We start from the raw sequence: 11,950 nt of genomic DNA, 5'->3' as shown, positions 1-11,950 counted from the left end.
ATATGAGCAAAACTATCGCACAAAAATTTGCAAAGCTACAATTCGATTTTGTTAATGCCGTCACAAATAACGGCCATTTTCTAATCGATGCCGGTTCGGCAATGAACCAGCTGCAATTGACAATTACCAACCAGGGAACTTCCGATTTTCCGTGGACGGGAAATGATTTAGACATTGACCTGAGTAACTTTCTCTCAGAGACACAATTCAGCAAAGTCGAAGTTGCAACAGCTCCTACGGGCTGGTCCGGACAAGTTATAAAATCGGGAGGTATCGGGCCCGGAAGCGGTTCTTATATCTTAAGACTATCGTATTCGGGCTCAGGTTCGTCAACTCTTAAACCTAATGACTCATTGACGTTTCTTTTTGACAAAATTGATGTCACAGACCCCAATGAAACAACCGGTAATTGGATCAATGTAATGTTGCATCCCAGTCAAAATTCAACACCAAAACCAATTGCATTCTCCGCAATAAGTCTTGAAGAGTCGGAAATGAAAAAGGTGAATGTACAATGGGCAACCGGGAGTAAAGGTAGTGGTGTTATTTATAAAACTGCTGATCCAACACCCCATAATAATCATAGAACGTTTGAACTTTATAATAATTCAGATTCGGCCTTGGATTCAGATTGGCAGTCGAAAGGGAAATCTCCTGTTTTTGTGGTGGCATTTCAGCCTGGTATTACGCAAAACGCTGTGGCTTCCGCTGACTATATCAAGGACTTTGACATAACACTAGCGGATACGGGAGATCAAAGTAATTGGACAATTAAGAAGAAGGACGCTTCTGCGGCAGTGGGCCTAAAAATTTGGGAAATCAGACCTACCACAAACAACACTGATATTTTAGCTGCAAAGAGCAGCCTAAAACTGAATATTACGCTGGCCACGGATGCGGCTCTTACGCCAATGCAAGACCCCAAGACTAGTTTTGCGCATAGCTATATGTATATCAATCAGGTTAATATTGGTGCTACCACAGCTTATACACTTCCTATTACCAAGGAGCAAGCTCCTACGCTCACGTTCAGCGCCACTCAACCTGATAAGTTACAGATTACTTCAGCCCCTAACTGGAAGACCAAACTAAGTTGGACTGTCACGAACAACCCTCAAAATTTGGACTATAAGTTGTCCCTATTTCATAACAATAACCCGATCAGTCTACCAACTGGATCTCAAAATGACTCAACGTCAGTAGAGCTTACTAAAGGGAATAACTCCCTTGAATTACAACTCGAATTGCTGAACCCAAATTTCACTATAACAAAAACCGTCAATATTCAGCTGAACGGTGTGGTTCCAACTGCCTTAGATTTTGGTTTACAGGGAAAGCTAAGCAAGTATCAGTTCGGCAATATCGTATCGGTGGCGCCCTATGAGTACATCAAAGATAAGGCCCATTGGGTGGTTGTCGCTGATGATCAAACTAATCTTTTTTACAGTCCAATTGTGGCAACAGATGGTATAGCATTTCAAGAGTATAGTCCTTATCAATACTCATGGTTCTTACCAAATCCGGGCGTATATGGAGGAGTAACGGTCATGAATACGGAGGAAAACAGAGTTGCACTATCTACCATTTATTCTCAAAATGCAATTATAGGAACAGAATATATTAATAATGCACCACTTCCGATTGGTGCGATAGCAACCGTAGGTGGAACAATGAGGTTTGATGGTAGTCAAATTCATCATGATTGGCTACCAGCTGGAGGTCTTACCGTACCCAATGCACCTTTAAACTATGGAAACTGTTTTATCAGTGCACAGAACACAAGTGAAAAGAACTACCATTCCAACATGCTCATACTTATTAAGTCTTCCACGAACCCTCATGACTGGTTAGCTTATTCTCAAAGTGAAAATGCATTTCTAAATGGTTCGACTAGCAGTTATGATCATTCTACGCCTACCTGGATGGGCAATAAACTCATATTTATTATGAATAATCCCAAAAACCCTACCACGCCAGTTTGGGGATTATATGAGCATGATTTTTCTGGCCAGAACGTCTTAATCACTAACTTATTTGGCTTAGGGAATGATACTTATATAGCACATGTTGAGTACCTCTCAGACCCACAGTACTTATTAATGTGGGATACTACCGGTTTTCTCTGGGTTTTAGATTGCGCGAGTGGTTATGAATTGCTTACTACCTCTACATCAGACTTGATTTGGAAAGAGAACTACTATCCAACCATATCTAGTCCTAATGCAAATACTTATTTAGTTTCTGATGGAAAATCGAATGCCGCAATTTTTGACAATAGTGATTACAAAATAATTCTTGCGGCTCACTTTTTCTGATGAATATACCTAGGGTGTATGTGTTAAAAGCTCATCTTATTTGATTGTGGGATATAGATCACCACCTCCACAAATAACTCGCTTTAAAAAAGAAGCCCTGGGCAGTGTTGAGGTATTGGTCATTCGGAACGTAGTCATTTCCATCCCAGCGAACTTTTTCGTAGACTGAGCCCCAGCCCAAGTGCACTACCGTACCCGGAATGTAAGTGAAGCTCACCAGAAAGTTCGGGCTAAGCACCTGACTCAAGCTGTTGTATTGGGCAATTCCTCGGAAAAAGAGGTATTTGTTCATCTGGTAAATCAAACGGCCACGGGCAATATGGATATCATAGTATTTGGCATCGGTCGCTTTGCTGTAAAGCGACACAAAACGATGCGTGAAATCCATGCTGAATTTGTCTGAAGCCTGAATATTGAGTGTTACCCCAATTCGTTTTCCGTAACCTTGTTCGGCTGTGGGATAGTAAATACCATTGTCCCAGTCGTAGTTAAGCCTAAAGTATATGCGTTTGGTTATTTGAGAACTGGCATTGAGTCCTATACTTCCGTCTTTAAACTCTTCTCCCAGATAGATTTCCGAAGAATGGTCGGCCGAAACGGCCAGGCGCGTATTGCGAGGCAAAACAGCCGCTAATTGAACAAACAACACATGCTCGTTGAGACCACTGGGTTTATCTTTAGTAAGCGAGGCATACACTACAGGGTCTATCCGCTGAATAAGCCCCTCGCCTTTGGGAAAGATTTTGGGCGATGCACTGGCCGTAATTCGACTGATCCCTGTTCTTGTCACATATCCCACACCGGACTCAAAGTCCTGTCCAATGTCTAGCAAGCTCAAAGAGCCATTGAAACTACGTGTGTTTTTATTGATGCCTATGTACACCGAGCCGGCATTGCGCAAGTGTCCGCCATCCAGAACAGCATTCGTCTCCGAATACAGGTAGTGTCCTGAAACCTGATAAGCCTCTTTGAACCGATACTGACCATCGAAACCATAGACATTGTTGCTTCCGCCATTCTGCATTCTGGTGGTTCCCAGCAAGCCAATGTAGCTATCTTGGGTGAGTGATCGCATATAGCGCATAACGGCTACATCAGCCGTATTGTCACCAGTCCCGGGTATGTCAGGGTTCACCCTATCGTCCCGATCAACGGCATAAATGGTGGAGATAATGTTCTTATCACCAATTTTTCCGGTGAGCTTAGTGGCAAACTTAGGGGTTACGATAGACCTGGAGTTAACCGCCATTTGTATAGGTTGAAAGCCGCCAGTTCCTGCAAAGTTGAAGTTTTCATTTCCTTCCAAGAAGAAGGGTCTCCTTTCGGGGTAGTTCACCGGAAAACGCTGGTTCACTTCAACCTGTTGAGCGTCTGATTCTACCTGGCTAAAGTCGGGGTTAATGGTGGCATCTAGCACCAATTCTGAGGTGATACCGATTTTAGCCGTAAGGCTGGGCTCAAAATTATCTTCCCGGTGGTATTCGCCATCCTCATGATTTCGATTTACTCCATAGGTTACGGCAGGCAATAGCTCCACAAGCTTGGCTTTTCTTACACCGTTGTATTGAATAGGGAGCATTTGAGTAAGAAATGCAAAGCCTTTGGCCGGATCGAGAGCCGGGTAGGTGCCCTGGGTTGAAAAACGGCTAATCCTTCTTTCAAAAATAACACCCATGTCTACTTTGCCGTCAACCGACTTATAGCGAATGCTCTTAAACGGAATTTTAGCCTCCACTACATAACCATCTTCCACAATCTTGGCTGCGCTGTAAAAGATTATGTCCAGGCCAATATCTTCTCGGCCGGCCACAAAGCGCGTGTCCATCTGAATACCGCTTGGGTTTACATAAATGGCATAAAGCGATTGTCCACTGTTGAAGGAGTCGAGATTGATGCACACCCAATCATCGGCTGCAATTTTATCGCGGGCGGCAATAGATGTTTTTATCTCTTTGGGGTCGTCAAAACATTTAAAGGCAAAATAGAGGTTGTCTTCATCGTGAGCCATATAAGCAATGGTCTTATAGGGCATGTCTTTGCCAAAGTCGGGCACAAAGGTTTTATAACCCGTTAGCTGGGGACTTTTTTTCCAGATATCGTCATCGAGTACTCCATCGATGGTTGGAGGTATTTCGGCAAGAGTAGATAGTATGGGGCTCTGGGCATAAGAAAAAGCTAGCACCAGACAGAGCATTGGTGTTAAATAGTACCTGAGTTTCAACCTTGAAAAATTTGTAGCAAGTATACTACTTCTGGCTCACATATAAAGGTTGTTTGTCTTTTCGCAACTTTCGCCAAATTTCCCCAAGCCTGTGCCAGCCCATTGAATTAATCACTCTCCATCAAACCACACTTTAAACGCGTTTACTTTCTCCCGGCTCACAATAATCTCCCGGTCAAAGTCGAGCTTAAGGATAATCTTAAGTCGGCTATTGGAGTACACCAATACATCTTTTATGGCATCTATCTCCACAATAAAGGTTCGGTTTACTCGAAAGAACTTCTTGGGGTCCAGCATTTCTTCCAGGGTCTCCAGTTTGTAGTCAATAATAAGCCTACGGCCTTCGTGGGTCACAATGTAGGCGTTTCGGCCTTCAGCATAAAAGAGGTCAATAGAGTCAGTAGTAATAGACTTTATATGCTCGCCAATCTTGACCATGAAACGGGTTTTATAGTCGCGTTTGCTTAGCATCTGAAGCGCACTTTGCAGGTCAATAACCGATTTGGCTTCAGCCTGTCCCTGTTCCTGAAGCCTGTTTTTGAGAGCCTTAAACTTCTCCAGACTTTCGCTGATGGCTTCAAACGAGAGGGGCTTGAGAAGGTAGTCTATACCATTGGCTTTAAAAGCATCTATGGCGTATTCGTTGTAGGCTGTGGTAAAAACCACCGGAATGTCCAGATTCACTTCTTTAAAAATATCGAAGCTAAGTCCATCGGTGAGTTGAATGTCCATAAAAAGTAAATCGGCTTCTCCGCCATTCTTCACCCAATCAGCAGCTTGTTTTACACTCATGGCTCGCCCTACCACTTCAATGCTTTCGTCATAGCGCTTTAGTAGTCGCTCTACTTTTTCGGCAGCAGGAATTTCGTCTTCAATGATAAATACCTTCATATACGATCGTTTAGGTCTAGCAAGGGTAGTTTTACAAATCCATTGCCATAGGCTTTAATTTCTATTACTGGTCTGTCTGAAAAAAAGGCAAAGGCTTCGTGTACTCTTTTGCAGCGTTTCTTGATAAACTTATTCTGACTCAGTCGCTGATTGTCGGTGTATTGGATCACCAAATAACCTTCTTCTCCGGCAGCGTCTATGGTTACATGCAAGGGTCTGTGCATGTTAATAATGCTATTGTTCACAATACAGTCTAGCATAGTAGGCAAGGCGCTTGGCACCATTAGCTTTTCTGCATTTTGCTCTTTGTTGAGCAATTTGAATTGTAGCATCTCCGGGTAGCGCTCCTGAAAAAGATACATTAGGTTTTTAGCGGCTGCCAACTCCTCTTTTACCACCACCAGTTCGCGTTTTCGATTTTCCAAAATATACCGATACACCACAGCGAGCCGATCTACAAAATCTTCGGCCTTGTCTTGATTATAGTGCACCAGGCTTATGAGTGTTTCCAGGCTTTGAAAAAGCAGGTCGGGGTTTATCTCATTGTTGAATATCTCTAACTGATGTTCCAGATTTTGGCGCTTTAGATCTTCTTTTCGCAGCTCTGTCTCGTTTTTTTCAGACAGAAAATGGGTACTCAAAAAGAAGAGGGTAAAGAGTAGACCACTTACACCATACACCACCACCATTTTAAAAAGAGTGGCCTTAAAAAGAGAAAAATAAGACATACCCTCCGAAAAACGGAAATAGCAATAGGCCGCCAAAAATACCAACGCGGCTCCTACGAGCAGGTTGGTCAATACAAGAGCGCCAATGGTTGTTGTTTTGAGCAGGTCTTCTCCGGCTTTCTTCTGAAATAAGAGAATTACCAAACGCAGCGATTCAGAAATGAGAAAGGCCAGGGCAACACACACCAACATTTCAATAGTAAACACGGTGTCGCCCAACTGCCCCAGACTATTGTTGAGCAACAGTATGAGCAGGTACATCATTGTACCGTATATGGGCGGAACCAATACGCGAAACAGCGGCTGATGTATGAGGTTCTTCTTCATGAGGCAAGCATGGGTAAGCGTACTTCAAAATGGTCTGAATCTTCTACCCGAATGGGCCTGTCGGTAAAAAAGGCATACCGGTTTTTAATATTCTCCAGCCCTACTTTGTGGCTGTCTGTTTGAGAAGGAGCCCCTGTCTTATTGTTCAACACAATGAGCTCTTCTTCATTCGCTCTAAGTTCTATGCGCAAGGGCTGATCACTGCTTACCACATTGTGTTTTACGGCATTTTCTACCAACAACTGAAGGGTGAGTGGAGGAATGGGCTTTTTATAAAAGGCCTGATCTACTTGAAAAACAACTGAAACGGCATCTCCAAACCGAATGGAAAGCAAATAGGCATAGTCTTTTAGGGCTTCCAGCTCTTCTTCTACAGACACCTGCTGTGCTTCACGGGTGTTGAGCACATAATTGAACGTTTCGGCCAGGTTACGAATAAAATTTTCGGCTATGTCCGGATCGCGATACACCAGAGAAGAGATGGTGTTCATACTATTGAACAGGTAATGTGGGCTGAGCTGGCTTTTGAGTGCCTCGAACTGCAGCTCTAACTGCTTGCGTTGCGAACGGAGCTTTTTTATTTGTCCTACGGTGTACTCGTTGTAACTAAAGCTGTTGAACTCTACCAGTGTAACCATAAAGAGGGTAAAGAAAGAGAGCACAATGAGTTTCAGTTCAATCTGCCTCACAAACATGTCTTCCGGAAACATGGTGTAGTAAATAAGACCGGACCAATTGGCCAGGACTCCTAATATGAGCAGCACAGCTCCTAAAAACAGAAAGTCGAGCGCCAGCCCAGTTATAAAACGTCCCAGAACGTTGCTCTTCCAGGGAATTTGATGGTTGAGCCACCTATTGATCACTCCAATACCCGAGCCAATGCATACCGAAGCTACCAGAGTGAAGACGTACAGGTTCAGGTCGTTCACCAGATGTGGCAACCTGTTGTTTTCGGCATAGTGAAGATAAAACAAGAAGGCTATGCCAATAATTACAAAAAATATGAGGCGTAAGAAGCGCAACATAAGTGCTGTTTCACTTAAGATATGAAAAAATGAGGGTGTATTTCAAAAGACCAATTTCGCTATGGGCTTTTTGGCTCTTTCAAAACACACCCTCCGGATAGAAAACACTAGTCGATGCAGCGTGCTACTTTACCATAATAGGTATCAGACCTAATGCTTCTGGCCACCGACCTGTATTGATTTTTTACTTCATTGTCTGACTCCCTCACCAGGTTGCAGGCATTTTTGAGCACTTCCGATTTGTAATAGTCAGAGTCTATACCATCGGCTACTTTCAAAAGCCCCATGAGGTTTTTCTTGTTCAGCGAACCCCGCATTACATCTTTTAGAATACCCACCTTGTAATGATCAGAGTCTATATCGGCCACTCTTTCTAACACAGCCGTGTACATGGCATCGTTCAGGGTCTTATCCTTTAAGAGTCGGGCCAGTATTTGGCTTGCATAATGGTCAGAGTCAATTTTGCCCACCGTTCTGAGTAATGACTCAAAGTATTTCTCCGAAACTTTATTGTTGGCAAAAAGATCGTTCAGAATCACTGTTCGGTAGTGGTCAGAGTCCATATACTCTATACGGTTAATCACCGCCTCTATCACTTTATCGGGCACTTCTCTGGAGCGGATCATTGAGCGAAAGGTCTCCGTTACGTAATGATCCGAACCTATATTAGACATAGCATCCATAAGACTGTTAAAGGCCTGGTCTGAAAGGTTGGGGCGGCTTAGGGCTTCCTTTAAAACCTGAGTGGCATAATGATCTGAATCTATGTCGCCCGCCAACAATACCACCCGGTCTATGGTTTTGTCATTGAGGTCTTTTCTATCGAGCAAACTCTTGATTACTCCGGTTTTGTAATGATCGGAATCCATTCTTTTTACACTCAAAAGCACTTTTTCTAAAGAACTATCACTTAGATTTTCGCGCAATACACGCTCTAAAATACCGGCTATGTAATGGTCAGAATCCATACGCCCAAGAGCCGCTAAAAAGGCATTGGTGGCCTCTTCGTTCTTTAAAAACTTATTAGAATGGTCTTTAAAGAGTTCGGCCGTGTAGAAATCTGAACTTATTCTTCGGCTTATAAAATCGGCTACTCCTACCAGTTCCTTGTTGTTCAGGTTTTGCGATGTCAGCAGAGCATCGAGGTATATGCGCGATACATAGTCACTCCTAATATTGCTTACCTCCTGCAATACACCGTCCAGACCGCCTCGCTTGTAAAATCGCTCTACCCTGGCTTCGGCACCAATACCGGTTGTGCGAATAACTTCCAGCAACATAGTGGCCAGAAAATCCTGCGCCTCTTTGTTCCACTCCTGTCGGTTACGACCCACCCTATATTCATAGTTAATGGTGCCATCGGCATTGGGCTCGGCTAATATCTCACGCCTGTCGCCAAAGCTGGTTTTACGAATGAGGAGGTAACCACCTCGCGAAATGGACTTAATGGCCCGATCATCGTCTGTAAATTCTATTCTACCATCGTACTCTACATTGAACCTTCCCTGTGAGTTGGTATGGCTAACCTTATGAACACCTTTTTCTATTGAAATTGAAGTGGAGGTTTTTTCGTCTTGCGCTTTTAGTTGATGGGTGAAAGATAAGAGGGCCAATATGGCTACTGCCACTCCCATTACTAAACTTCTGATTTTCATTTTTTGAGTTTTCATCTTCTAACAATTATTGGTCCCTTGAGGTGGGCAACCAACCTGCCTTTAGCATAGGGCAGACCCACTATTTGGGAACCATGAGTTTTTGACCTTTGGCAAACACCGCTCTTTTAGAACGGTATTGACATTACAATGATGAAAAGATTGTATGCAACAAAAAACCCAACTGAAATGAACTGTTGGGTTTTTGAACTGAACCGTGGAATAGCCCCCTTCGCCCTAAAAGGTGTCTCCTAAATTGTGGCTAAGGTCTGAAAAGTTATAAGGCTTACTCGTGTCTCAACGCCTTTACCGGATTGCTGCGAGCCGCCATATAGGTCTTAAAACTAATGGTGATAAAGGCGATAAGAAGGGCAACGACAGCAGCACTCAAAAAAGTAACGGGGCTTATATTTACCCTATAGGCAAATCCGCTCAACCAATTATTGAGTAAACTGTAGGCAGGGTAAGCGGCCATGATATTGGCCAGCAAAACCAGCAGCACAAACTCTTTGGAAAGTGCCACCATAATGGAACTAATGGAAGCTCCCAGCACCTTTCGCACCCCAATTTCTTTGGTGCGCTGCTCGGTAATAAACGAGGCAAGGCCAAAGAGACCCATGCAGGCTATAACAATAGCCAATAGAGTAAAAAAGGTGATGGTTTTGCCCATGCTCATTTCGGTTTTGTACTGTGCATCATATAGACTATCCAGAAAGAAGTACTCAAAGGGAGCAGCGGGTTGAAGTTCGGTCCATTTGGCTTCCAGACGCTTTATCGTTTCCTGCACGCCATCAGTAGACAGCCTCACATTGAGGTAGGCCGCGTGGGAGGGCATTACATGAACCATCAGTGGTTCAACCTCCGTGTGCACCGATGCATAGTTGAAGTCTTTTATAACCCCCACAATCTGCCCTGCTTTTGGTTCAGGCAAACCATAGACATATTCAAACCTTCTACCCACCGGATTTTCTTGCAACCCAAACTCTCTAATGGCAGCCTCGTTGAGTAAAAAACCCTGGGTTGCATCGGTAACCATCTCTTTAGAAAGGTCTCGGCCGGCTACAATCTGCAATCCATAAACCTCGGCCAGATCTTCATCACCAGACATTATGCGCATGCCACGAATGCCATTATCTTCTTGCTGGCTTTCGTTTCCGGCATCGGTTGTCACCAAGTCCGGAACCCTCACGGTCATTATGTGTACCCGCTCTCCGGGGATAACCGATGATGGCGCAGCCACCACCACCGAAGGGTCGGCCATGAACTCTTGTTTTATGGTTTCCAGATTATTCACCCTGCCTCGGCCGGGCAGCTTTAACACCAATACTTGCTCTTTGTTAAAACCCACATCCTTCTTTTCAATAAATCGAAGCTGTCGGTATATGGTGCTGGCACCAATGATAAGCAATATGGAGATGCCAAACTGAAGAATAACCAGCCCTCTGCGCAAGTATATGCTAAAGCTATGCCCCTTGCCCGAAAGTACATTGGACTTGAGCGCTTTGAGCGGTTGAAAGTTGGAAAGAAACACAGAAGGGTATAAGCCCGACAAAAGACTCACCGCCCCATAGACTAACAATATGCTCAAAAGCAGCTCTCCGTTATTCAACAGGTTACCATCTATGCGCTTACCCGTAAAATCGTTGAAAGAGGGAATAAGTACCACTACGGCCATTAAGGCCAAAAGAGTAGCAATAAAGGTAAAGAAGAATGACTCGCTCAAAAACTGCCAAAACACCTGCGGCTTGCGAGCCCCCAGTACCTTGCGCATACCCACTTCTTTCGATCGTTTGGTAGAACGGGCCGTGGCCAGGTTCATATAGTTAAAGCTGGCTATAATAAGGATGAACACAGCCACTGTAGAAAAGATGAAGATATACTGAGCCTGACTATTGTTGCCCAGTTCCTTTTCAGCATGCCCATATAGGTGAATATCCGTTAGAGGCATGGTGCGTATACTCACGCTCAGACCCTCTATGGGGTTAATTTCTCCATTGGCATCGCGAATATTCATAATTTCCAGCACGTCTGCATCGAGCTTTGCTCTTAGGTTTTTGCTGGCCTCTTCATTGAGCGTTTTCACATAAGAATAGAAAGTAGAAGGCCCCCTGCCGTTTACAAACTGAGGGAACCTGCGTTGAAACTCTGAAAGAGGGATTAGTAAATCGAACCGAAAGTGTGAGTTATGCGGTATGTCCTGAATCACCGCAGATACGGTAAAAGGAGTTGCTCCCCGCTTTATGATCTCACCAATAGGATCGGGGCGTCCAAAATATTTTCTGGCGGTAGATTCGGTAAGTACGATGTTCCCTGGGTCATCGAGTGCTGTAGACAGGTCTCCAAAAAGAACGGGAAAAGTGAATACATCAAAGAAGGTAGAATCGGCATAGAACAAGTCCTTCTCGTTGTAAAAATTAACATCGGTACTGAAGGTCTCCGGTGTGTTGTTGTGGTAAATCCTCGTGGCCGACCTTATTTCAGGGTAGCGACTCACCACTTCCGGAATAAGAAACCCTTGTGTGGCTGCCCAGTGGTTTTCGTTTCCTTCGTATTGTGACCAATTTTCAAGACGATAAATTAGGTGTGCATCATCATGCATTTTATCAAAACTCCGCTCGTCTTGCACATAAAGAAAAATGAGCATGCTTGTGCACAACCCAAGCGTAAGGCCAAAGATGTTGATGAAAGAGTAGCCCTTGTATTTGAACAAGTTTCTGAAGGCCACTTTAAAATAGCTCCTGATCATGATTTTGTGTTTTTGAACCCAATAGTTTGCCTCAACATGCAAAAA

7 protein-coding genes are annotated in these 11,950 nt (G+C 43.9%); 1 reads left to right on the top strand and 6 read right to left on the bottom strand.

Going from position 1 to position 11,950, the window contains the following annotated elements; all coding sequences use genetic code 11:
* The first annotated feature begins 2 nt into the window (after positions 1 to 2).
* Entirely contained in the window at positions 3 to 2,315 is a 2,313-nt protein-coding gene (locus IE164_RS04105; protein WP_189628905.1) for a hypothetical protein, read from the top strand.
* 58 nt (positions 2,316 to 2,373) lie between these two features.
* Here IE164_RS04105 and IE164_RS04100 read toward each other — a convergent pair whose 3' ends face one another.
* The 6 genes from IE164_RS04100 to IE164_RS04075 all read right to left on the bottom strand — a co-directional run bounded on the left by IE164_RS04100 (position 2,374) and on the right by IE164_RS04075 (position 11,905).
* On the bottom strand, positions 2,374 to 4,536 hold the full coding sequence (locus IE164_RS04100; protein WP_189628904.1) for a carbohydrate binding family 9 domain-containing protein: 2,163 nt from the start codon (positions 4,534 to 4,536) through the stop codon (positions 2,374 to 2,376).
* A gap of 111 nt (positions 4,537 to 4,647) precedes the next feature.
* A complete protein-coding gene (locus IE164_RS04095; RefSeq protein ID WP_189628903.1) occupies positions 4,648 to 5,427 on the bottom strand; it encodes a LytR/AlgR family response regulator transcription factor in 780 nt (259 codons plus the stop codon).
* Complete coding sequence (locus IE164_RS04090; protein WP_189628902.1) at positions 5,424 to 6,482, bottom strand: histidine kinase; 1,059 nt, start codon at positions 6,480 to 6,482, stop codon at positions 5,424 to 5,426. The genes IE164_RS04095 and IE164_RS04090 overlap by 4 nt, the downstream gene beginning before the upstream one ends.
* Complete coding sequence (locus IE164_RS04085) at positions 6,479 to 7,507, bottom strand: sensor histidine kinase (protein WP_189628901.1); 1,029 nt, start codon at positions 7,505 to 7,507, stop codon at positions 6,479 to 6,481. Before IE164_RS04085 ends, IE164_RS04090 begins: the two co-directional genes overlap by 4 nt.
* 107 nt (positions 7,508 to 7,614) lie before the next feature.
* On the bottom strand, positions 7,615 to 9,162 hold the full coding sequence (locus IE164_RS04080; RefSeq protein WP_189628900.1) for a hypothetical protein: 1,548 nt from the start codon (positions 9,160 to 9,162) through the stop codon (positions 7,615 to 7,617).
* 283 nt (positions 9,163 to 9,445) lie between these two features.
* A complete protein-coding gene (locus IE164_RS04075; RefSeq protein WP_189628899.1) occupies positions 9,446 to 11,905 on the bottom strand; it encodes an ABC transporter permease in 2,460 nt (819 codons plus the stop codon).
* Positions 11,906 to 11,950: the final 45 nt, after the last annotated feature.

The sequence above is a fragment of the Roseivirga thermotolerans genome, assembly GCF_014653175.1.
Taxonomy (GTDB): Bacteria; Bacteroidota; Bacteroidia; order Cytophagales; family Cyclobacteriaceae; genus Roseivirga; species Roseivirga thermotolerans.
The sequence above is the reverse complement of the archived record's forward strand: the minus strand, read 5'-3'. Positions and strand labels throughout refer to the sequence as shown.

Bases quoted from the DNA above. Each gene is read 5' to 3' on its own strand.
- IE164_RS04105 (WP_189628905.1), top strand. From the start codon at position 3: ATGAGCAAAACTATCGCACAAAAATTTGCAAAGCTACAATTCGATTTT.
- IE164_RS04095 (WP_189628903.1), bottom strand. From the start codon at position 5,427: ATGAAGGTATTTATCATTGAAGACGAAATTCCTGCTGCCGAAAAAGTA.
- IE164_RS04090 (WP_189628902.1), bottom strand. From the start codon at position 6,482: ATGAAGAAGAACCTCATACATCAGCCGCTGTTTCGCGTATTGGTTCCG.
- IE164_RS04085 (WP_189628901.1), bottom strand. From the start codon at position 7,507: ATGTTGCGCTTCTTACGCCTCATATTTTTTGTAATTATTGGCATAGCC.
- IE164_RS04080 (WP_189628900.1), bottom strand. From the start codon at position 9,162: ATGAAAATCAGAAGTTTAGTAATGGGAGTGGCAGTAGCCATATTGGCC.
- IE164_RS04075 (WP_189628899.1), bottom strand. From the start codon at position 11,905: ATGATCAGGAGCTATTTTAAAGTGGCCTTCAGAAACTTGTTCAAATAC.